This is a genomic window from Paraburkholderia sp. CNPSo 3281 (assembly GCF_024206515.1).
GTDB classification, from domain to species: Bacteria; Pseudomonadota; Gammaproteobacteria; order Burkholderiales; family Burkholderiaceae; genus Paraburkholderia; species Paraburkholderia nodosa.
The window spans coordinates 77,905-97,542 of record NZ_JAMBPS010000016.1 but is presented as its reverse complement, the minus strand read 5'-3'; the positions used below and the strand labels follow the sequence as shown (position 1 = coordinate 97,542).

The window sequence follows — 19,638 nt, the reverse complement described above, 5'->3', positions numbered from 1 at the left end:
AGCGCACCGCGCGGCGTTCAGTCCTCGTCATCGCCCCAGGGAATATCGACGTCCGAAATGAACGCGACCGTCGCGAACGGGCCGCCTTCCTGGCGGCCGACCTTGCCGTCGGCGCGATGCCATTCCACGCGGAACATCGTCGATTGGGTCTGGGCGAGCAAACGCACCGTGCGGACCTCTTCGGGATCCGACTCCTCCACCGGGCCATCGAGCGAAACCAGCAGCGACTGCGGCCAGAGACCGTCGGCCGGGTCGTAAATGCGATCGCCGTCGGGAATCGAGGTATCCGCCTCGACGCCGATGGTGGCCGAAGCCTCGACGATCATCTTGCCGAGCGCGCGCAGCACCGCCGTGGCGCGGGCCGAATTGGCCTGGCGAATGGCGAGATCGCCGCGCGTGAGCGCCTGCTCGAGTTTCGGATTGGTTTTTTGCTTTGCCATGCTGGTTTTCGGGCCGCGGCCCGCTCCGTGGCGGACGGCGAACCGCCCGCGTATTACAAGAATGCCAACGCTGAGCGCATGGCGCCTGCCTCGTCCCGGCGTCCCTAGAAGCCGAGGGCCACCGCCGCTAGCCCGGCGGCGATGCCGAAGAACACCACCGTCGTGCCCACGACGGCAAGCATGCGCGGCCGGAACGAGCCCGCCAGCATCGCGAACGACGGCACGCTCACGGGCGGCAGCGTCATCAGCAGCGCGCCCGCGGGACCCACGCCCATGCCGAGCGCGAGCATCGCCTGGATGATGGGGACCTCGCCGGCCGTGGGAATCACGAACAGCATGCCGACCACGGCGAACGTGACGATCCAGCCAAGGCTGCTCGTGACTTCCGGGCCGATGTGCGGGAACAGCCATGCTCGCGCGGCGCCGAGCAACAGCACCAGCACGATGTATTCCGGCACCAGCCGCACGCCCATGCGCGCGAAGATACGCGCCCAGCGCACGAAGACGTTGCCGCCTTCGGCCTGCTGCTGGGCGAGTTGCGCGAGGCGGTCGTCGGCGGCGCGCGATTCCTCGGGTGTAACGAGCCGGTTGCAGACCCAGCCGAGGCCGAACACCATCAGCAGGCCCAGCGTGAGACGCAGCGCACTCCACTGCCAGCCGAGCACGAAGCCCATGAACACGAGCGTGGCGGGATTGAGCACCGAGTTGCCGAGCCAGAACGCGATCGCGCCGCCGGCCGACGCATTGCGCGCCCGCAGGCCCACGACCACGGGCGCGGCGCAGCAGGTGCACATCATGCCGGGCACCGCGAGCAGGCCGCCCGCCGCCACGCTGCCAAAGCCGCGCCGGCCGAGCACGCGCGCGACCCATTGCACGGGCAGCAGTGCCTGCACGCCGGAGCCGAGCAGCAGGCCGAGCACCATGGCCTGCCAGATCGCCCGGCCGTAGGCGAAGGCGTAATCGAGCGCAGCGGAGAACGAGGGGTCGGGGGCCGTGGCCGCGCCGCCCATCAGGATCGATTTGCCGATGGAGTGGGTTTCCTCGGCGGTGAATGCGCGGTGATAGTACGGAAACCACTTCACGTAGAAGAGGCCGGCCACCGCCAGCAAAATGAAAATGGGCCAGCCGTAAGACGGGGGCGATTGCGCTGGACGTGCGCTCGTCATTGTAAAAATTCTCCGGGATTGAGCGTATGGACGGCCGCCGGGCGGCGCATGCTGGATCGTAGTGTATGCCTTGCGAATCGCCAACGATTTTGCTACGTCGGCGTTCGCGCGGCGCCGCGCGGCCCGGCAAGGGACCGCGCGGTTTCCCGCTTTCCCTTTAAGGGGCCGGGTTAGGTTGCTGCTCGTGCAGCGCGTCGATCTGCGCGAGCAGTTCGGGGGTGAGCTTGACGTCGGCGCTGGCGATATTTTCCTTCAACTGCTCGAGCGAGGTCGCGCCGATCAGATTGCTGGTGAGGAACGGCCGGCTGTTGACGAACGCAAGCGCAAACTGCGCGGGCGTGTGGCCGTGTGCGCGGGCGAGTTCCACATAACGCGTCGTCGCGGCCACCGTTTCCGGCTTGCTGTAGCGCTTGAAGCGTTCGAACCGCGTGATGCGCGCGCCTTCCGGACGCGCCCCGCCCTCGTACTTGCCCGAAAGCCAGCCAAATGCGAGCGGCGAATATGCGAGCAGGCCCACGCCTTCACGGTGCGCGAATTCGGACAGGCCGCTTTCGAACGTGCGGTTGAGCAGGCTGTACGGATTCTGGATGCTGACGATGCGCGGCAGACCGAGCTTTTCGGCGGCGCGCAGGAACTGCGCAACGCCCCACGGCGTTTCGTTCGATACGCCGATATGGCGGATCTTGCCCGCCTTCACGAAATCGGCGAGCACGCTGAGCGTTTCCTCGATCGGCACCGTGTAGGCATCGTCGAGATACGGATACATGCTTCGGCCGAACGTCATCGTGCTGCGGTCGGGCCAGTGCAGTTGATACAGGTCGACGTAATCGGTCTGCAGGCGCTTCAGGCTGCCGTCGAGCGCTTCTGTCAGATTCTTGCGGTCGAACTGGTTCTGCGGCCCGCGAATGTGCTGCGGGTTGTGCGGCTGGCGAGCCGGGCCTGCAATTTTGGTGGCGAGCACGATGCGCTCGCGCGCCGCGCGATGCTGCGCGAGCCACGTCCCGATGAAGCGCTCGGTCTGTCCCTGCGTCTCCGGACGCGGCGGCACGGGGTACATTTCAGCAGCATCGATCAGCGTGACGCCCTGGTCGAGCGCGTAGTCGATCTGCTCGTGCGCCTCGCGCTCCGTGTTCTGCTCGCCCCACGTCATCGTGCCGAGCCCGATCAGGCTCACCTTGACGTCGGTATCGCCGAGTGTGCGGTATTCCATGGAAACGTTGTCCATCAGTTCGGTTGGGGAGCGCCGAAACTACCACGGCGCGGGAATTTTTTCAGGAGTTGCAGAATACGGCCGCATTCCTCCGCAAGCGGCCGCATGCGCCGCGGCCGGTCGTGACGCCGTTCGGCGGGAGACGTGCCAGAATCGGCACAGCCGCCTACGAGGAGAAATCGGCATGGAAAACCGACGCAGCTACGAATACATGGGTTTCGACATGACAGCCGGCGTGGACGGCGACCACGAAGCCGGCTTTTTCGTCTCGACGCAGATCATCCAGAGCCTCACGGACGCCGAAAACGCCAACGTGCCGGTCGACGGCATCGCCGCCGGCCGCTTTCCGACTCAGGACAACGCCTTCGATGCGGCCTTCGACCGTATTCGCGAGGCGATCGACAAGCGCGTGCGCGCCGCTTCCTGAGCGTCGCCCGAGGGACAAATTAGATCGGGCGCAGAAATGCAAAAAGCCGGACGTCGCAATGACATCCGGCTTTCGGGCCGTCCGTCTCGCGGGCGGCCCGGCAACGAAGCGGAAACTTCGGCGCGAGTTACTGGCCGAAGAAGACCGATTGCGGGCCCGTGGCCTTCGCGTGGCTGCCCGACTGCGAAGCCGAGCCGGCGACACCGCCGTAAGCCGTTTGCGCGCCTTGTTCCTGGACGCGTTCGGCGGCCACGGTCTGGACGCTCTGGCCACGCTGCGAAGCCGGCGCGCCGACGTCCGGGCGATAGAACGGTGCCGGGCCGTAGCCGCTGGCAAACGCCGGAGCGGCAACAGAAGCGGTAGCTGCGACCAGCAGCGCTGCGATGAGTTTGGTCTTCATGGTGAACTCCAATATCAGGTTCAGTTGCGGATCGGGAAGGCGCCGCGCCTGGGAGGTCAGTGCCCACGAGCTGCGTCAACGAAACTCAGTGTATACACCTACTATTGGAAAATAATCGCGATAATCCGAATTTACTATTCTCCGTTCCACAACAATCCCGTCAGGCAGTTCTGACGGGGCTGAGCGACGAACAGACCCTAAACACGCCCACAAAAGAATTTGCGCAACGCAGCAAATTCCACGCGGAATACATAACGCCGGTAGGGTTTTTCGGCCAAAAATGGGCTTTGGGCGCGCTTCCTGCGGAGATATCCGGCAAATTGGCGCAGTGCGCAAAGGGTACGAAGGGCCAGCCCGGTATGCGTTAAAATGCAAGGTCGTTCCACGCCAGCCGTTACTCATCGGTTTCCATCGCCATGTCCGCCAACCGTCAAGCCAGCCCCCGCCGCGTCTCCGTCGCGCCGATGATGGACTGGACCGATCGCCACTGCCGCTCGCTGCATCGCTTCATCTCCCGGCACACCTGGCTGTACACGGAGATGGTGACGACGGGCGCCCTCCTCCACGGCGACGTACCGCGCCATCTCGCGTTCACGCCGGCCGAGGCGCCGGTCGCGCTTCAACTGGGCGGCAGCGAACCCGTCGACCTCGCGCGCGCCGCGAAGCTCGGCGAACAGTGGGGCTACGACGAGATCAACCTGAACTGCGGCTGCCCGTCCGAGCGCGTGCAGCGCGGCGCGTTCGGTGCGTGCCTGATGAACGAACCGCAACTGGTGGCGGACTGTGTGAAGGCGATGCGCGATGTCGTATCCGTGCCCGTGACGGTCAAGCACCGCATCGGCGTGGATACGGTCGAGGACTATGCGTACGTGCGCGACTTTGTCGGCACGATTGCCGAAGCGGGCTGCGAGGTTTTCATCGTGCACGCGCGCAACGCGATCCTGAAGGGCTTGAGCCCGAAGGAGAACCGCGAGATCCCGCCGCTCAAGTACGACTACGCTTACCAGCTCAAACGCGACTTCCCGCAGCTCGAAATCATCATTAACGGCGGCATCAAGACGCTCGACGAAGTCGAGCAGCATCTGCAGCATGTCGATGGCGTGATGCTCGGCCGCGAGGCGTATCACAACCCCTACGTGCTCGCCGACGTCGATGCGCGCTTCTATGGCGCAACCGATGCTGCGCTCACGCGCGAGGAAGTGGAAGCGAGGCTCATCGACTACTGCGCGAGCGAAATCGCGCGCGGCACTTACCTGGGCGCGATCGTGCGCCATGCGCTGGGTCTGTACCGCGGCGTAGCCGGTGCGCGCGGCTGGCGCCGCATCCTCTCAGACAGCCGCAAGCTCGCGACAGCAGATCTCGCGATCTTCGACGAGGCCCGCGAATATCTGCGCGTTCCGGACGAAATTCTTGAATAAAGGGCTAGGCAAGCTAGCTTTGGTATGTATATAATCTTGCTTCTTGATTGACGCCGCTTTCGAAGCAGCGCTAGTTGAGGAAAACAGCGGTGGCTGTAGCTCAGTTGGTAGAGTCCAGGATTGTGATTCCTGTTGTCGTGGGTTCGAGTCCCATCAGCCACCCCAAAGAATTCAGCAGTGAACAAATGGGCCCGCACTGGTTGCGGGCTTTTTTGCGTCTGTGCACGAGAGACACCCGGGAACGCCTTTGAGTTTCGAGGAATACTACAGGCGGCTGCAACTGCCGGAGACTGCGTCGCCGGCAGAGATCAAGCGCGCCTACCGTCAACTGCGTGCCAAGTACCACCCCGACCGCAACAAGGGTCGCGAGGCGGCAGTCGAGCCGGTGTTCAAGCTCATCCAGGAAGCCTTCGAGATTCTGAGCGGCAGGCGCATCGCGCCGACGGCCAGAACAACTGGCGCCGCGAGTTCGGCCAGCAAGACGCGCAACGACGAAGCTGAACCGCGCCAGCGCCGCACGGCCCCGCCCATGCGCGGCGCCAACTGCCTCGTCGAGCTATTCGTGCCGCTCGACGTCGCGATCAACGGCGGCGGCGTTCAGGCCCACTACCCTGTCAAAGGTCCGTGCCCAGCCTGCGAACAGGAAGATCGCGGCGCGCTTTGCGAACAATGCCGTGGCACCGGCGTAAAGACGTCGCGCAAATCGGAAGCAGTCGAGATTCCTCGCGGAGCATGGGACGGTCAGCGTCTCGTGGTAGCCGGTGGCGGCCATCCCGGCGTGAACGGCGGCCCGCCCGGAGACGCGACTTTCTCGGTCTCCATCGTTTGCGGCCCGGGCTTCACGCGCAACGGGCTCGATCTCGCTTGCGAGCTTCCAATCGACATCATGACGGCCATATTGGGCGGCGGCGTTCAGGCAAGAGTCCTCGGCCGCACGTTCGAAGTGAAAATTCCGGCGAACGCGAATGCACGCACGCCAATCCGCCTGCCCGGTGTTGGACTCGCGGACCGCAACGGCGCACGCGGCAACCTTACGCTGCACCTGGTCCTCACGATGCCGGCCGCCGCCGCACATTTGACCAGCGCCGAGCGCCAGCAGCTTCGCGACATGTTCGCCGATGCAGAGCGCCGGGCGAGCCAGTCGGCTGGCGCGGGCTCCCAGGGCAAACGCTAGCGCGCCTGCATGCCGCGCGCATCGATCCACGCGCGCGCTGCTTCGAAGCCCGCTTCCGCGGCCGCGTGCTCGGTAGACCACAGGCGCGTGATATGCACGAGTTGCCAGTCCTCCACGACCGTATCGCCCTTCAGCACGCGATAGTGCGCCTTCACGCCCGTGAGCACCTGCTCGACCGCGACTTCGATGTCATAGTCCTTGTAGCGCTCCTGGTAGTCGCCCATGTCGATGCCCTTCGGCTCCATGCTCGCCTCTTTCGTCTTCCGCTGACGGTTCATGCTAGCACTTCCGGGCGCCGCGACGCGCGGGCGGCGCCGACGCGCGGGCACGCTTCGTATGCACGCTTCACAGGCGCGCGATCGACACCTCCGTCGACTTCACCAGCGCGACCACTTCCGAGCCCACCTTCAGCTCGAGTTCGTCGATCGAGCGCGTGGTGATGACCGAGGTGACGATGCCGAATGCCGTGTCGACATCGACTTCCGAAACGACGGGCCCGCGAATGATTTCCTTGATCTTGCCGCGAAACTGGTTGCGCACGTTGATGGCGGTAATGCTCATAAGTTCGACTCCGTGAGTTCGAGTATAAACAAGAGGATTCCTGATGAATGATTCAAGCCACTGCGCCCGATGGTCGTCCGGCGGCTTGCTGTGAACCGTGGCCGAGCACGCGCAGCAGCACGCGTTCCTCGAGCGCGGCGAAGCGTGCGTCGACGCGCGCCCGCGGGCGCTCGAGCGGCACGCGCTGATCGAGTGCGATGCGCCCGGCCTCGACGAGCAAAATACGGTCGCCCAGTGCGACGGCTTCGTGCACGTCGTGCGTCACCAGCAGCGCGGTGAAGCGATGCTCGCGCCACAGTCGCTCGATCAGCGCATGCATCTCGAGGCGCGTCAGCGCGTCAAGTGCGCCGAGCGGTTCGTCGAGCAGCAACAGGCTCGGACGATGCACGAGCGCGCGGGCGAGCGCCACGCGCTGGCGCTGGCCGCCCGAGAGGCGCGCGGGCCACTCGTCGGCGCGCGCGAGCAGGCCCACTTCGTCGAGCACCGCGCGGGCGTCGTCACGCGCGCCGCGTCCGAGGCCTAGCATCACGTTCTGCAAGACAGTCTTCCACGGCAAGAGGCGCGCGTCCTGAAACATGATGCGCGTATCGAGCGGCGCGCCACCTGCGCCGCGCCGCTCCACCGCGCCCTCGTCCGGTGTTTCGAGGCCGGCGATCAGGCGCAGCAACGTCGACTTGCCGCAACCGCTGCGTCCGACGATCGATACAAAACTGCCGCGCTCGATCGCGAGATCGAAGCCGTCCAGCACGGCGCGCTCGCCGTAGCGTTTTCCCACACCGCGAAGGGCAACGGCGGCGTCCATGTCGGGTGTAGGCGTACGCAGCGCCACGCCCTCGCGCGCCGCTTGCGCCCTGTCGTTGCGTTCGCGCGCCTGCACAGGCTCGAAACCATCCCGCCCCACGCCGCAGTTCGGCGCCAGTTGACTCGCGCTCATGCTTCGTTCTCCTGTTGATAAGCGGGGTGCCAGCGCAGCGCCACGCGCTCGAGCGACTTCGCAAGCCAGTCGGCGAGCTTGCCAAGCGCCGCATAAAGCAGGATGCCGACCACCACCACATCGGTTTGCAGGAATTCGCGCGCGTTCATCGTCATGTAGCCAATGCCCGACTGCGCGGAGATCGTTTCGGCGACGATCAGCGTCACCCACATCAGACCGAGCGCAAAGCGCACGCCGACGAGAATCGAAGGCAACGCCCCCGGCAATATCACCTCGCGATAGAGCGCGAAACCCTTGAGCCCGTAGCTGCGCGCCATCTCGACGAGATGGGCGTCCACCGACCGGATGCCGTGAAACGTATTCACGTACACGGGAAAGAACACGCCCAGCGCCACGAGAAAGACTTTCGCCTCCTCGCCAATGCCGAACCAGAGAATCACGAGCGGAATCATGGCGAGCGCCGGAATATTGCGGACCATCTGCACGGTCGAATCGAGCGCGGTTTCAACGGGCTTGAAAAGCCCGGTAGCCAGCCCGAGCACGAGCCCGATGCCGCCGCCGATCGCGAACCCCGAAAGCGCCCGCCACGTACTCACGCGCACGTCCGCCCACATTTCTCCCGACTCGATCAGCGACCGGGCCGCCCGCACCACGGCGAGCGGCTCGGGCAGCACGCGCGTCGAGAGCGCGCCGCTCCTTGCGGCAAGCTCCCAGATCAAAAGCACCGCCAGCGGCACGAGCCAGGGTGCGAGCCGTCGCCGGCTCGCCCGCACGAATGCCCGCGCGGCGCGCGGCGCGCCGCCTGGGCTCGGTGCGGTCGTGACTACGGATTGCGTCATCGTTGCGTCCTCCACGATTGCTGCCGTTCTCCAGCGCCTCAGCTCTGGCTCACTTTCGGCAGATAGTGATTGCCGACCACTTCGCCGAACGGCCCCGAGAGCGGGCCGCCGGCGCCCTTCGCCGCGCGCCCCGGCAGCAGCGGAAACACGAGTTCCGCAAACCGGTAGGATTCCTCGAGATGGGGATAGCCGGACAAAATGAACGTCTCGATGCCAAGCTGCGCATATTCCTTCATGAGCGCGGCCACCTGTTCAGGATTGCCGACGAGCGCCGTGCCCGCGCCGCCGCGCACGAGGCCCACGCCCGCCCACAAATTCGGATACACCTCGAGATCCTTGCGCGTGCCGCGCTTGCCGCCGTGCAGCGCGGCCATCCGGCGCTGGCCTTCCGAATCCATCTTGGCGAACGCGGCCTGGGCGCGCGCAACCGTTTCGTCGTCGAGGTGGCTGATGAGTTTGTCGGCGGCGGCCCAAGCTTCGTCTTCTGTCTCGCGCACGATCACGTGCAGGCGAATGCCGAAGCGGATCGTGCGTCCGTGCTCTGCGGCCCGCGCGCGAATGTCGGCGATCTTGCGCGCCACGTCTTCGGGCGGTTCGCCCCACGTCAGATAGGTGTCGATGTGCGCGCCCGCCATGGTGTGCGCGGCCGGCGACGAGCCGCCGAACCACAACGGCGGATGCGGGCGCTGCGCGGGCGGATACAGCACCTTGCCGCCCACCGAGCGCAGATGGCGCCCCTCGAAGTCGATCGCCTCGTTCGCGTGCGATGCCGCGAGCAGCTTGCGCCAGATATGCAGGAACTCGTCGGTGATCTCGTAGCGCGTGTCGTGATCGACGAAAAGGCCGTCGCCTTCCAGTTCGGCCGTATCGCCGCCCGTCACGACGTTGATGAGCAGGCGGCCATTGGAGAGCCGGTCGAACGTGGCAGCCATGCGCGCGGAGAGCGCCGGCGACGAGAGGCCCGGGCGGATCGCCACGAGAAACTTCAGACGCCGCGTCGCGGCAATGAGGCTCGACGCCACGACCCACGCGTCCTCGCACGAGCGGCCCGTGGGCAGCAGGACGCCTTCGTAGCCGAGCGTATCGGCGGCGACGGCGATCTGCTGGAAATACGCGAGATCGGCCGCGCGCGCGCCCTGGGTCGTGCCCAGATAGCGGCTGTCGCCGTGGGTCGGGATGAACCAGAACACATTCATGCATTGCTCCTGCCTGGAAATTCGAAACACGAATCGGGTGACTACCGGCCAGCGAGCGCGCGCGGCACGCCGCGCAAACGAACGCGCCGCTCGTGGCTCAATTGAAAGGATTCGACAGCAGACGGAATGCGCCGGCGCGTTCCCCGTGCGCCTCGCGGGAGCGCCCGGTGACGGCGGCGCCGTCTTCATGGGGAACCAGTCTAGGGACGGCTCGCACCCTTTAGAACGATTTTTTTGAGCTTAGGTTTTCCACTTTCGTGCTTTACCCGACGCTTTAGCGTACGGTGCGCCTCGCGCGCACCGCGCGCCGATATAATGGCGCACGCACCCACAAAAACACCGGCACGCCGCGCGCACGACGCTCCATAAGGCGCATTGCGCAGCGAGGCCAAGCAAGCTCTCGCAAGACTCCATGCAAAAACTGATTCTGCCGTTCGTATCCGGCTTTCTGGCGTCGCTCTTCTTTCGCGAGGCGACGCTCGCGCTCCTGCATGCCGCGCAGGTCATCGACGCGGCCGGATTTTCGACGGACCCGTTCGTGCCGCTCGGGCTGCCCGAGTTCCTCGTGAATGCGATCTGGAGCGCCATCTGGGCCGTGCTGATGGCGTGGCTACTGCGCGTGTCGCCTTCGCGGCCCGCGCCGTGGGTTCAGGCCTTCGTGTTCGGCGGCATCGTGCTCACCGCGGCGATGGTGTTCGTCGTCGATCCGCTGCGCGGCATCTGGCCGACCGGCAACATGCTGCCGCGGCTTGCCACGGGCTTTGCTTCGAATGCGATGTGGGGCTGGGGCGCGCTGGTTTTCATGCGCGCGTTCATGAGCGAAACCGCCGAAGACTGACCCCGCCTGAGGGCCGTGCGCGATGCGCGGCCCGCGTTTCCCCGCCGCGTTTTCCCCTCACACTTCTCCCGCCCTTCTCTCGCCGTTTGCTCGCGCCAGCCAGCTCAACCGATGAGTTCGCGCAGCGGGTGCTCCATCGAGCTCCAGGGACTCTCGAACATCCGCTCGACGTCTTCGCGGCGCACGTCCTCGATATTCGCAAAGCGCCAGTGCGGATGATTGTCCTTGTCGATGATGCGCGCGCGTATGCCCTCCATCACATCGCCAATCGCGAAGCTCGAGCGCGTGAGGTCGAGGTCGCGGCGCAGGCAGTCGGCCATGGTGCCTTCGGCGCGCGACACCACCTCGAGCGACACCGCCATGGAAAGCGGCGAACGCTCGCGCATGACGTCCGCCATCTGCCCCGCCCATTGCGCTTGCTCGCCCGCGTCTGCACGGCGCGCGGCTTCGAGCGAAGCCAGCATGGCAGGTACATCGCCTGGCGAGAAATGCCGGTCGATCCAGCCTCGAACCGTGGCCAGCGACGAACCTTCGGCGAGACGCTTCAACTCGGCCGCGGGTAGCGCCGCCAGGCGGATGCGCGCGACCAGTTCCGCGCCGCTCGCAAACGGCTCGCTCTCCAGCGCATCGAGCAGCGCTGGCCACGCGGACTCGTCGAGCGACGCATCGGCCAGGCCCGCATAGACCGCGCTCGCCTGATCGAGTGTCTCGCCTGTCACCGCGAGATAGCGGCCGATCGCGCCAGGCGTGCGCGCAAGGAACCAGCCCATGCCGACATCGGGAAAGAGGCCGATGCGCGTCTCCGGCATCGCCATGCGCGTGGCCGGACCCACGAGCCGGAGCCCGCCCGTGCGATGCGCGCCCTGCGAGATGCCCATGCCACCGCCCATGACCACGCCGTTGAGCATCGCGATGTACGGCTTCGGAAAGGTGAAGATGGCGTGGTTGAGGCGATATTCGTCGGAGAAGAACGTGTCGAGCGCCGCCTGTTCGCCCGCGCGATACGACTCGTACAGAAAGCGAATGTCGCCGCCGGCGCAGAACGCGCGCGCATGGCGCGTGCGCACGATCACGGCGAGCACGCCCGGGTCGTCGCGCCAGCGATCGAGCGCCTCGTGCATCGTGCGGACCATGGCGGTGGTGAGCGCATTGAGCGCCTGCGGGCGCTCGAGTTCGATAAAGCCGATACGGTTCGCGACGCGTGTAAGCACATGCGAGTCGGCATCGGCTGCGGTCGGGCTTGCGTTGGCTTCGTGTGACATGGCGATTGGCAAGGCAGAACGATGAGCGGCGCCTGAATCGGCCGAAGCGCGATCACAGGCTTTCCGAGGCTATCACGACGCCACACCAGGCGCTTGCACGGCCGGCAACGGAGGCGAAGCGGCGCGCGCGCCGAACCAGGCATCGAGCGTGGCGTCGATCAACGGACCGGGCGCCGTGTGCTGAAAGCCGGCGCGCGCGAGTGTGAGCATCACCACGCCGTGCAGCGTGGCCCAAAGCGACTGCGCAAGCAGGGTGCCGTCGATATGCGCCCCGCTCGCCGGCGTCAGCGCGGATAGCGTGGCGGCAAACAGCTGCGCGGCGCAGGCCAGCGCGGCGCCCGCTTCAGGAGCGCCAGCCGCATCGGCCGCGTCGCGCTGACGGCGGGCGGCCGGCCCCACGTGCTCCGAGCGCGCCTTGTGCGCCATGAAGATGAGTTCGTAAGTCTGCGGATGGTCGCAGCCGTACGCCACGTATGCGTGCGCAAGCGCATGAAGCCGCTCGCGCGCATCGGCGATCAACGCGAGCGGTTCGAGTTGCGCGAGCAGTTGCGCGTAACCTTCGCGGCCGAGCGCCTCGGCGATCTCATCGCGGCCGGCGAAATAAAGATAGAGGGACGCAGGCGAATAACCGATCGCGTCGGCGATCTTGCGCATGGAGAGCGCCGCGAAGCCTTCGCGCATGACGATGCGGCGCGCAGCCTCGAGGATGCGCTCGCGCTGGTCGTGCGCGCGCGCTGCGTGCCGTGCGTGGAGTTCGCGGTCCTTGCGTTCGGCAATGCCCATGGTGACGCCAGACGGCTGTGGCAATCGAAAATTCCCGTGACGCCCGAGCGGGCGTGCCTGACTACGAGTACAAGCCTACGAGTCGAGGCGTCCGGGCGGAAAGTGACCGCTCTTGAGCAGCACCGGCGTGCCGTTGCTGAGTTCGAGATGAGCGCGCGCCACAGCCTCGATGCGCGGACGGCCAGCGTCGAACGCCTGCATCCACGCGTCGAGGTTAGCGGGCAGCGCGCCGAAATGGTCCTCGAGCGCCTCGACGGAAATCGCGCAAGGCACGCGTGTGCCGTCGACGAGTGCGGGAAACACCACGGTCAGATTGGCGTCGCGATAGAGCGGCGCGTCGGCGGGAAAACGAATGATCATATCCAGCCCCAGTGGGGAACATCAGCAGAAAGCACTGCCGCCGGAGGACGACGCGGCGCACGGCGGTAACCGGCCATGTTACGCGCGAGGCGCAATGTCTGGCGCGAATGTGGCCAATGCGGTGGCCACCGCAGTCGGCAAATCAAGCCGGTTCAGCCACCGTCTTTCAATGCGCCTGCATCTTCGAGAACAGATTCAGCACGACCACGCCGGCCACGATGAGGCCGAGCCCGAGCACGGCCGGCAGATCGGGCACCTGCCGATAGAGCGCCATCGCCACGAGCGTGATGAGCACGATGCCCACGCCCGACCACACCGCATAGACGATGCCTACCGGCAAACTGCGCAACGTGAGCGAGAGCCCGTAGAACGCAATGCCATACCCCACCACGACGATCGCCGAAGGTACGAGCCGCGTGAAGCCATCTGAAGCGCGCAGCGCAGAAGTGGCGATGACTTCCGCGACGATCGCGATGACGAGCCAGGTCCAGGCCGAGAACGGAGGAATACGCATCGTGTCAGACCTTCGCGAGCGCGAGCTGCGCGTAGTCGACGTTGAGTTGCGCGCAGAGCGCTTCGACCACCAGTTCGTGATCGGCTCGCTGCGGCAGGCCCGAAACGGTGATCGAGCCGATCACGCCCGCCCCCGCCACCGTGAGCGGAAACGAACCGCCGTGCGGCGCGAAATCGCTGATGGGCAGGCCGTGCTTTTCGGCAAGCGTCGAGCCGGTTTGCTGCATGCGCAAGCCGATCGCATAGGAGCTGCGCCGGAAGTGCTCGACCACGCGCGACTTGCGGCGCACCCAGTCGGCGTTGTCGGGCGTGGCGCCGTCCAGCGCGCAGAAGAAGAGCTGCTGGCCGAAGGTGCGCACATCGATGGCGACGGGCAGTGCGCGAGCGCGCGCGAGTTCATGCAGATGCGAGCCGAGCTGCCAGGCGCGATCGGCGTCGAAACGGGGAAACACCAGCGCGTGCTCCTGAGCGGCTATCGATTGCAGATCGAGGGGAATGTCCATGGAAGAGGCAAATGAAGCGCAGTGCGCTGTAGAAGGCAAAGGCGCAGCATGAACGTTGCGAAAAGCATGCACGGCGCCGACCGAGCCCCGATTCTATCCTGACGGTTCAAAAGCCTTTGCGCACGCGTCCTGCAAACATTTTGCAAACGCATGGAAAGGCGTTCGTCATTAGTTGTTGCAACGCGGCGCGAACTGTCTTATAATTTTCTCTTCGACGGACGCGGGGTGGAGCAGTCTGGCAGCTCGTCGGGCTCATAACCCGAAGGTCGTAGGTTCAAATCCTACCCCCGCAACCAGCAGAATTCGAAAGGGTTACAGGTCATTGGCCTGTAACCCTTTTTCCGTTTACGCCTCTTCGAGGCGCGGCGTCCTCGCCATCTTCTTCGGTCGCTCCCTGCTGGCGCATGAGGGCACGTGAGCGAAGGCACTGAGCGGTGATAAACTCGCATCACCCATCCCCCTATCGTGCCCATGAAATTCTGCTCGACTTGCGGTCAGGCGGTCAGCCTGCTCATTCCGCCCGGCGACAATCGCGAACGCTACGTCTGCTCACACTGCGGCACCATCCACTATCAGAATCCGCGCAACGTGGTCGGCACGGTTCCGGTCTGGGAAGACAAGGTGCTGTTGTGCCGCCGCGCAATCGAGCCGCGCTACGGCTATTGGACGCTGCCCGCGGGCTTCATGGAGATGGGAGAGACGACCGCCGAAGCCGCGGCGCGCGAGACGCTCGAGGAAGCCGGCGCGCGCGTCGAGGTGCAGAACCTCTTTTCGCTCCTGAACGTGCCGCGCGTGCATCAGGTGCATCTGTTCTATCTCGCGCGCCTGCTCGACATCGACATCGCAGCCGGCGAGGAAAGCCTCGAAGTGCGGCTTTTTGAAGAGCACGAGATTCCCTGGAACGACATTGCGTTCCCAACGGTCGGGCAGACCCTGCGCTGTTTCTTCGCCGATCGCCAGTCGGGCAGCTTCGGGCTGCACACCGGCGACGTCCTGCGCTCGCTGCGCGACGGCTGATTGTTTATCTGACTGCGCCCGCGACGATGGTCCCCTGGCTTTCGCCCGACGAACCGTTTCCCGCCGTCGAGCGCGCACTCGGCGCGTCGAGCGGCGCGCCAGGCCTGCTCGCCGCCAGCGCGGACCTGCTCCCCTCGCGCCTCATCGACGCCTACCGCCGCGGCATTTTCCCGTGGTACTCCGACGGCCAGCCGGTGCTCTGGTGGAGCCCCGACCCGCGCATGATCCTGCGCCCCGACGAATTCAAGGTCTCGCCCTCGTTCCGGAAAACACTCAAGCGCGTGCTGCGTGAGGACGCGTGGGAAATTCGCGTCGACAACAATTTCGCCGCCGTGATGCGCGCGTGCGCGAACGCGCCGCGGCACGGCCAGCGCGGCACCTGGATCACCGGCGATGTGATCGACGCGTACTCCACCCTGCACCGCGTGGGCGACGCGCACAGCGTCGAGGCCTGGTTCGGCGGCGAACGTGTGGGCGGACTCTACGGCGTGGCGCTCGGCACGATGTTCTTCGGCGAGTCGATGTTCGCCTCCATGACCGACGCCTCGAAGATCGCGCTCGCGGCACTCGTCGCGCATCTGCGCCGCCACGGCGTCGAGTTGATCGATTGCCAGCAGAACACCGCGCATCTCGCCTCGCTCGGCGGCCGCGAAATCTCGCGCAAGGCGTTCATCGCCCACGTGCGCACGCACGTGAACGCCGCGCCCATTCCCTGGAAATTCGATAAAGCGGTGCTCGCCGATCTGCTCGGCGGGTCAGGCGCGCCCGACGAGTTCTTGCCCGCTGCGTGAGTGGCCGGCGAGCGGCAAATGAGCGGCAAATGAGTGGCACATGAAAGGCGCATGAGCGCTCGCGTGCGCGCTTGCGACAGCCCGCGCAATTCGATGGATACATGTTCGGCGTCAATGTTAGACTCAAGAGCGAACCTGTCGCCGCCCGGCCTTCCCTGGCACGCCACGTGCGGCGCCCCGTGTGGTCTGGCAAGGCTTGCGCGCGAGGCTGGGTGCGCGACGCGCGCCACGCGACGATCCGAACTGCTACGAGAGCTGCCAACGTGACGCATCCAAACGAGCTGCCGCTTTCACCGCTTTCCGCGCTGCAATTCTATGCAACGGCGCCCTACCCCTGCAGTTACCTGGAGGGGCGCATCGCGCGCTCGCAGGTGGCGACGCCCAGTCATCTCATCAACTCCGACGTCTATACCGATCTCGTGAAGGCCGGCTTCCGGCGCTCGGGCGTGTTCACCTATCGTCCCTACTGCGACGGCTGCCGCGCGTGCGTGCCGGTGCGCGTGCCGGTCGAGCGCTTCACGCCGAGCCGCACGCAGCGCCGCGCGTGGAAGCGGCATGGCGCGCTCGTCGCCACGGTCGCGCCGCTGCACTACGACGAGGCGCACTACGCGCTCTACATGCGCTATCAGTCCGCGCGCCACGCGGGCGGCGGCATGGATCGCGACAGCCGCGACCAGTACGAGCAGTTCCTGCTGCAAAGCCGGATCAACTCACGGCTGGTCGAATTCCGCGAGCCGGACCCCGCGCATCCGGACGAGCCCGGCGCGTTGCGCATGGTGAGCATGATCGACATCCTCGGCGACGGGCTCTCCTCGGTCTACACGTTCTTCGACCCGGACACGGTCCACACGAGTTACGGCACCTACAACATCCTCTGGCAGATCGAGCAGGCCCGCAGCCTTCAGCTGCCTTACGTCTATCTCGGCTACTGGATCCGCGAGAGCCCGAAAATGGCCTACAAGGCGCGCTTCCAGCCGCTCGAAGGCCTCTTCGACGGCGCATGGGCCGCACTCACGCCCGAAGCCTGAGCCCGCGGCGCGTCGCCCCGGGCCCGCGTTGCCGCTAAAATAGCGGGTTCCCATTTTCCGGCGCCCGCGCCTTCTTCCCGTGTTCAGCACCCTTTATCCGTTCGTTCGCGACCAGCTCTTTCGCATGGACGCCGAAGACGCCCATCACCTCTCGCTGCGCATGATCGGCGCCGCCGGCCGCACCGGCATGGCGGGCCTGCTCGCCCCACGCGTGCCCGATTCGCCGCGCACCGTCATGGGCCTCACCTTCCGCAACCCGGTAGGGCTCGCCGCGGGCCTCGACAAGGAAGGCGCCGCGATCGACGGTTTCGCCGCGCTCGGCTTCGGCTTCATCGAGGTGGGCACCGTGACGCCGCGTCCGCAGCCGGGCAATCCGCGCCCGCGCATTTTCCGGCTGCCGCAGGCGGGCGGCATCATCAACCGCATGGGGTTCAACAACCACGGCGTCGAGCAGTTCGTGAAGAACGTGCAGGCCGCGCGCTATCGCGGCATTCTCGGCCTGAACATCGGCAAGAACGCCGATACGCCGATCGAGCGCGCCGCCGACGACTATCTCTTCTGCCTCGAGCGCGTCTATCCGTTTGCGAGCTACGTGACGATCAACATCTCGTCGCCGAACACGAAGAATCTGCGTCAGTTGCAAGGCGGCGGCGAACTCGATGCCCTGCTCGCCGCGCTCAAGGACAAGCAGCAGCGTCTGGCCGACATGCACGGCAAGCTCGTGCCGCTCGCGCTCAAGATCGCGCCCGATCTCGACGACGAGCAGATCAAGGAAATCGCCGACACGCTCCTGCGCCACAAGATCGAAGGCGTGATTGCGACCAACACCACGCTCTCGCGCGCGGCGGTGGAAGGCATGCCGAATGCGAACGAAACGGGCGGCCTCTCGGGGCGCCCGGTATTCGACGCCTCGAACAACGTGATCCGCAAGCTGCGCGCCGAGCTGGGCGGCGACGTGCCCATCATCGGCGTGGGCGGCATCTTTTCGGGCGACGATGCGCGAGCGAAGATCGCGGCCGGCGCCTCGCTCGTGCAAGTCTATACGGGCTTCATCTACCGGGGCCCGGCGCTCGTCGCCGAATGTGCGCGGGCGCTGGCCTCGGGCCGCGCGTAAAGCTATAGTGGCAGGCTAGTCATGGCGCATCGGAGGCGCTGTGCGCTAGCACCAGAATCGCAGCAGCAGAACAAGAGGAAAACATGAAATCCGGTTTGCTGAAAAAACTCCTTGCACTTGCAATCGTCGGCGCATCGTTCGTCGCGGCGAGCGCCCACGCCGACGACCTGCTCGACCAGGTCAAGGCGCGCGGCACGCTGCGCATCGGTCTCGAAGGCACGTTCCCTCCGTTCAACTCGAAGGCGCCCAACGGCGAGCTGGTCGGCTACGACGTCGACATCGCCAAAGCCGTGGCCGCGAAAATGGGCCTCAAGCCCGAATTCGTCACGACCGAATGGAGCGGCATCATCGCCGGCCTGCAGGCAGGCAAGTTCGACGTGATCGTGAATCAGGTCGGCGTGACCGACCAGCGCAAGGCCGCGCTCGACTTCTCGCCGGCGTACACGTACTCGGCCGCGCAGCTCATCCAGCGCAAGGACGACACGCGCCAGTTCAAGACGCTCGAAGACCTCAAGGGCAAGAAGCTCGGCGTCGGTCTCGGCACCAATTACATGGACATGGCCAAGTCGGTCCCGGGCATCGACGTGAAGACCTATCCGGGCGCCCCCGAATATCTGCGCGACCTCGCAGCGGGCCGCCTCGACGCGGCGCTCAACGACCGCCTGATGCTCGCCTACCTGATGAAGAACTCGCAGCTGCCGCTGCGCACTGGCGCGACGGTCGGCGCCGGCAACCCGTCGGCCATCCCGTTCAAGAAGGGCAATCCGAAGTTCGCCAAGGCGATCGACGAAGCGATGACGCAGCTCGAAGCCGACGGCACCTTCACGAAGATCTCGGACAAGTGGTTCGGCATCGACGTGACGAAGCCGATCTCGCAATGATCCGGCAATGATCGAGAGCGCCGCACAGTCCGGCTGACGCGAAGGGCGGCATCGAACGATGCCGCCCTTCGCACATATGCATCCATTGCAAACCGCGCCACTTCCATTGGTTACCTACGCCCATGCCCATCTATACGCTCATCATCCAGTCGCTGCCGGTGCTCGCACAGGGCGCGGTGCTGACGGTCAAGTTCGCCGTGCTTTCGATGATCTTCGGGCTCATCGGCGGTGCCGTGCTCGCGCTCATGGGCATCAGCTCGAACCGCATGCTCGTGTTCATCGCGCGTGTGTATGTGAGCCTGATGCGCGGCACGCCGCTGCTCGTACAGATCTTCGTGATTTACTACGGATTGCCGAGCGTCGGCATCTCGCTCGACCCGACGCCCGCAGGCGTGATCGCGCTTTCCGCGAACGTGGCGGCGTATCTCTCGGAGAGCATGCGCGGCGCGATTCTCGGCATTCATAGCGGACAGTGGCTCGCGGCCTATAGCCTCGGCCTCTCGCGCACGCAGACGCTGCGCTACGTGATCGCGCCGCAGGCGTTGCGCATCGCCGTGCCGAGTCTTTCGAACAGCCTCATCAGCCTCATCAAGGACACGTCGCTCGTTTCGGTCATCACCGTGACGGAGCTGCTGCGCAGCGCGCAGGAAATCATCGCTTCGACCTATCAGCCGCTGCCGCTCTATCTCGCAGCCGCCGCCGTGTATTGGGTGCTTTGCCAGGTGCTCGAATGGGTGCAGCACTGGTACGAAAGACGCCTCGCACTGCCTGCGCGCCACTGAT

24 protein-coding genes and 2 tRNA genes are annotated in these 19,638 nt (G+C 65.7%); 12 read left to right on the top strand and 14 right to left on the bottom strand.

What is annotated here, in order from left to right; genetic code table 11:
• Positions 1-17: 17 nt before the first annotated feature.
• From M3I56_RS18115 to M3I56_RS18105, 3 genes are all read right to left on the bottom strand, one after another.
• A complete protein-coding gene (locus M3I56_RS18115; RefSeq protein ID WP_028204879.1) occupies positions 18-440 on the bottom strand; it encodes a hypothetical protein in 423 nt (140 codons plus the stop codon).
• A gap of 104 nt (positions 441-544) precedes the next feature.
• Positions 545-1,606: a permease gene (locus tag M3I56_RS18110; protein WP_254355152.1), complete on the bottom strand. Its 1,062-nt coding sequence runs from the start codon at positions 1,604-1,606 to the stop codon at positions 545-547.
• A 157-nt stretch (positions 1,607-1,763) separates the two neighbouring features.
• Positions 1,764-2,816 carry an NADP(H)-dependent aldo-keto reductase gene (locus M3I56_RS18105; RefSeq protein ID WP_254355151.1) on the bottom strand — a complete coding sequence of 351 codons (1,053 nt, stop codon included), beginning with the start codon at positions 2,814-2,816 and terminating at the stop codon, positions 1,764-1,766.
• A gap of 184 nt (positions 2,817-3,000) precedes the next feature.
• Here M3I56_RS18105 and M3I56_RS18100 point away from each other — a divergent pair, with 184 nt between their 5' ends.
• On the top strand, positions 3,001-3,243 hold the full coding sequence (locus M3I56_RS18100) for a hypothetical protein (protein WP_254314115.1): 243 nt from the start codon (positions 3,001-3,003) through the stop codon (positions 3,241-3,243).
• A gap of 127 nt (positions 3,244-3,370) precedes the next feature.
• Here M3I56_RS18100 and M3I56_RS18095 read toward each other — a convergent pair whose 3' ends face one another.
• Positions 3,371-3,643 (bottom strand): hypothetical protein, encoded by a 273-nt coding sequence (locus M3I56_RS18095; RefSeq protein WP_028204875.1) that lies wholly within the window; start codon positions 3,641-3,643, stop codon positions 3,371-3,373.
• Between the two features lie 416 nt (positions 3,644-4,059).
• Between M3I56_RS18095 and dusA the strand changes: the two genes are divergently transcribed.
• The 3 genes from dusA to M3I56_RS18080 all read left to right on the top strand — a co-directional run bounded on the left by dusA (position 4,060) and on the right by M3I56_RS18080 (position 6,235).
• Positions 4,060-5,061, top strand: a complete 1,002-nt coding sequence (gene dusA / locus M3I56_RS18090; RefSeq protein WP_254355150.1) for a tRNA dihydrouridine(20/20a) synthase DusA — start codon at positions 4,060-4,062, stop codon at positions 5,059-5,061.
• 89 nt (positions 5,062-5,150) lie between these two features.
• Positions 5,151-5,226 (top strand) — tRNA-His (locus M3I56_RS18085).
• An 82-nt stretch (positions 5,227-5,308) separates the two neighbouring features.
• Entirely contained in the window at positions 5,309-6,235 is a 927-nt protein-coding gene (locus M3I56_RS18080) for a DnaJ C-terminal domain-containing protein (protein WP_254355149.1), read from the top strand.
• Here the strand turns inward: M3I56_RS18080 and M3I56_RS18075 are convergent.
• The 5 genes from M3I56_RS18075 to ssuD form a co-directional block, all read right to left on the bottom strand.
• Positions 6,232-6,480, bottom strand: a complete 249-nt coding sequence (locus M3I56_RS18075) for a DUF6566 family protein (RefSeq protein WP_254355186.1) — start codon at positions 6,478-6,480, stop codon at positions 6,232-6,234. The two genes, M3I56_RS18080 and M3I56_RS18075, sit on opposite strands and share 4 nt — an antisense overlap.
• 100 nt (positions 6,481-6,580) lie before the next feature.
• Positions 6,581-6,796, bottom strand: coding sequence for a molybdopterin-binding protein (locus M3I56_RS18070; RefSeq protein WP_028204871.1), 216 nt, complete (start codon positions 6,794-6,796; stop codon positions 6,581-6,583).
• A gap of 52 nt (positions 6,797-6,848) precedes the next feature.
• Positions 6,849-7,730, bottom strand: coding sequence for an ATP-binding cassette domain-containing protein (locus M3I56_RS18065; protein ID WP_254355148.1), 882 nt, complete (start codon positions 7,728-7,730; stop codon positions 6,849-6,851).
• Positions 7,727-8,569, bottom strand: coding sequence for an aliphatic sulfonate ABC transporter permease SsuC (gene ssuC, locus M3I56_RS18060; RefSeq protein WP_254355147.1), 843 nt, complete (start codon positions 8,567-8,569; stop codon positions 7,727-7,729). Before ssuC ends, M3I56_RS18065 begins: the two co-directional genes overlap by 4 nt.
• Positions 8,570-8,607: 38 nt before the next feature.
• Positions 8,608-9,765, bottom strand: coding sequence for an FMNH2-dependent alkanesulfonate monooxygenase (ssuD, locus tag M3I56_RS18055; RefSeq protein ID WP_254355146.1), 1,158 nt, complete (start codon positions 9,763-9,765; stop codon positions 8,608-8,610).
• Between the two features lie 412 nt (positions 9,766-10,177).
• Here ssuD and M3I56_RS18050 point away from each other — a divergent pair, with 412 nt between their 5' ends.
• On the top strand, positions 10,178-10,603 hold the full coding sequence (locus tag M3I56_RS18050) for a hypothetical protein (RefSeq protein ID WP_254355145.1): 426 nt from the start codon (positions 10,178-10,180) through the stop codon (positions 10,601-10,603).
• 104 nt (positions 10,604-10,707) lie between these two features.
• Here the strand turns inward: M3I56_RS18050 and M3I56_RS18045 are convergent, their stop codons facing one another.
• The 5 genes from M3I56_RS18045 to M3I56_RS18025 all read right to left on the bottom strand — a co-directional run bounded on the left by M3I56_RS18045 (position 10,708) and on the right by M3I56_RS18025 (position 14,024).
• Positions 10,708-11,865: an enoyl-CoA hydratase/isomerase family protein gene (locus M3I56_RS18045; RefSeq protein WP_254355144.1), complete on the bottom strand. Its 1,158-nt coding sequence runs from the start codon at positions 11,863-11,865 to the stop codon at positions 10,708-10,710.
• 72 nt (positions 11,866-11,937) lie between these two features.
• Positions 11,938-12,648, bottom strand: coding sequence for a TetR/AcrR family transcriptional regulator (locus M3I56_RS18040; RefSeq protein ID WP_254355143.1), 711 nt, complete (start codon positions 12,646-12,648; stop codon positions 11,938-11,940).
• Between the two features lie 75 nt (positions 12,649-12,723).
• Positions 12,724-13,008 (bottom strand): DUF1488 domain-containing protein, encoded by a 285-nt coding sequence (locus M3I56_RS18035; protein WP_028204866.1) that lies wholly within the window; start codon positions 13,006-13,008, stop codon positions 12,724-12,726.
• Between the two features lie 166 nt (positions 13,009-13,174).
• On the bottom strand, positions 13,175-13,522 hold the full coding sequence (locus tag M3I56_RS18030; protein WP_042268604.1) for a multidrug efflux SMR transporter: 348 nt from the start codon (positions 13,520-13,522) through the stop codon (positions 13,175-13,177).
• 4 nt (positions 13,523-13,526) lie between these two features.
• A complete protein-coding gene (locus M3I56_RS18025; protein WP_254355142.1) occupies positions 13,527-14,024 on the bottom strand; it encodes a heme-degrading domain-containing protein in 498 nt (165 codons plus the stop codon).
• A gap of 219 nt (positions 14,025-14,243) precedes the next feature.
• Here M3I56_RS18025 and M3I56_RS18020 point away from each other — a divergent pair.
• The 7 genes from M3I56_RS18020 (at position 14,244) to M3I56_RS17990 (ending at position 19,637) form a co-directional block, all read left to right on the top strand.
• Positions 14,244-14,320, top strand: a tRNA-Met gene (locus tag M3I56_RS18020).
• Between the two features lie 175 nt (positions 14,321-14,495).
• Complete coding sequence (locus tag M3I56_RS18015; protein WP_028204863.1) at positions 14,496-15,041, top strand: NUDIX hydrolase; 546 nt, start codon at positions 14,496-14,498, stop codon at positions 15,039-15,041.
• A gap of 26 nt (positions 15,042-15,067) precedes the next feature.
• A complete protein-coding gene (gene aat / locus M3I56_RS18010) occupies positions 15,068-15,832 on the top strand; it encodes a leucyl/phenylalanyl-tRNA--protein transferase (RefSeq protein ID WP_028204862.1) in 765 nt (254 codons plus the stop codon).
• A 263-nt stretch (positions 15,833-16,095) separates the two neighbouring features.
• Positions 16,096-16,860, top strand: a complete 765-nt coding sequence (locus M3I56_RS18005) for an arginyltransferase (protein ID WP_254355141.1) — start codon at positions 16,096-16,098, stop codon at positions 16,858-16,860.
• Between the two features lie 79 nt (positions 16,861-16,939).
• The gene (locus M3I56_RS18000; RefSeq protein WP_028204861.1) at positions 16,940-17,974 is read left to right on the top strand and encodes a quinone-dependent dihydroorotate dehydrogenase; all 1,035 of its coding nucleotides are present in this window, start codon (positions 16,940-16,942) and stop codon (positions 17,972-17,974) included.
• Between the two features lie 83 nt (positions 17,975-18,057).
• Positions 18,058-18,855 carry a cystine ABC transporter substrate-binding protein gene (locus tag M3I56_RS17995; RefSeq protein WP_254355140.1) on the top strand — a complete coding sequence of 266 codons (798 nt, stop codon included), beginning with the start codon at positions 18,058-18,060 and terminating at the stop codon, positions 18,853-18,855.
• A gap of 122 nt (positions 18,856-18,977) precedes the next feature.
• Positions 18,978-19,637 (top strand): amino acid ABC transporter permease, encoded by a 660-nt coding sequence (locus M3I56_RS17990; RefSeq protein ID WP_254355139.1) that lies wholly within the window; start codon positions 18,978-18,980, stop codon positions 19,635-19,637.
• The last annotated feature ends 1 nt before the right edge of the window (position 19,638 follow it).

Excerpts from the sequence above, each read along its gene's own strand:
- M3I56_RS18115 (WP_028204879.1), bottom strand. The coding sequence starts at position 440 with ATGGCAAAGCAAAAAACCAATCCGAAACTCGAGCAGGCGCTCACGCGC.
- M3I56_RS18110 (WP_254355152.1), bottom strand. The coding sequence starts at position 1,606 with ATGACGAGCGCACGTCCAGCGCAATCGCCCCCGTCTTACGGCTGGCCC.
- M3I56_RS18105 (WP_254355151.1), bottom strand. The coding sequence starts at position 2,816 with ATGGAATACCGCACACTCGGCGATACCGACGTCAAGGTGAGCCTGATC.
- M3I56_RS18100 (WP_254314115.1), top strand. The coding sequence starts at position 3,001 with ATGGAAAACCGACGCAGCTACGAATACATGGGTTTCGACATGACAGCC.
- M3I56_RS18095 (WP_028204875.1), bottom strand. The coding sequence starts at position 3,643 with ATGAAGACCAAACTCATCGCAGCGCTGCTGGTCGCAGCTACCGCTTCT.
- dusA (WP_254355150.1), top strand. The coding sequence starts at position 4,060 with ATGTCCGCCAACCGTCAAGCCAGCCCCCGCCGCGTCTCCGTCGCGCCG.
- M3I56_RS18075 (WP_254355186.1), bottom strand. The coding sequence starts at position 6,480 with ATGGAGCCGAAGGGCATCGACATGGGCGACTACCAGGAGCGCTACAAG.
- M3I56_RS18070 (WP_028204871.1), bottom strand. The coding sequence starts at position 6,796 with ATGAGCATTACCGCCATCAACGTGCGCAACCAGTTTCGCGGCAAGATC.
- M3I56_RS18065 (WP_254355148.1), bottom strand. The coding sequence starts at position 7,730 with ATGAGCGCGAGTCAACTGGCGCCGAACTGCGGCGTGGGGCGGGATGGT.
- ssuC (WP_254355147.1), bottom strand. The coding sequence starts at position 8,569 with ATGACGCAATCCGTAGTCACGACCGCACCGAGCCCAGGCGGCGCGCCG.
- ssuD (WP_254355146.1), bottom strand. The coding sequence starts at position 9,765 with ATGAATGTGTTCTGGTTCATCCCGACCCACGGCGACAGCCGCTATCTG.
- M3I56_RS18050 (WP_254355145.1), top strand. The coding sequence starts at position 10,178 with ATGCAAAAACTGATTCTGCCGTTCGTATCCGGCTTTCTGGCGTCGCTC.
- M3I56_RS18045 (WP_254355144.1), bottom strand. The coding sequence starts at position 11,865 with ATGTCACACGAAGCCAACGCAAGCCCGACCGCAGCCGATGCCGACTCG.
- M3I56_RS18040 (WP_254355143.1), bottom strand. The coding sequence starts at position 12,648 with ATGGGCATTGCCGAACGCAAGGACCGCGAACTCCACGCACGGCACGCA.
- M3I56_RS18035 (WP_028204866.1), bottom strand. The coding sequence starts at position 13,008 with ATGATCATTCGTTTTCCCGCCGACGCGCCGCTCTATCGCGACGCCAAT.
- M3I56_RS18030 (WP_042268604.1), bottom strand. The coding sequence starts at position 13,522 with ATGCGTATTCCTCCGTTCTCGGCCTGGACCTGGCTCGTCATCGCGATC.
- M3I56_RS18025 (WP_254355142.1), bottom strand. The coding sequence starts at position 14,024 with ATGGACATTCCCCTCGATCTGCAATCGATAGCCGCTCAGGAGCACGCG.
- M3I56_RS18015 (WP_028204863.1), top strand. The coding sequence starts at position 14,496 with ATGAAATTCTGCTCGACTTGCGGTCAGGCGGTCAGCCTGCTCATTCCG.
- aat (WP_028204862.1), top strand. The coding sequence starts at position 15,068 with ATGGTCCCCTGGCTTTCGCCCGACGAACCGTTTCCCGCCGTCGAGCGC.
- M3I56_RS17995 (WP_254355140.1), top strand. The coding sequence starts at position 18,058 with ATGAAATCCGGTTTGCTGAAAAAACTCCTTGCACTTGCAATCGTCGGC.
- M3I56_RS17990 (WP_254355139.1), top strand. The coding sequence starts at position 18,978 with ATGCCCATCTATACGCTCATCATCCAGTCGCTGCCGGTGCTCGCACAG.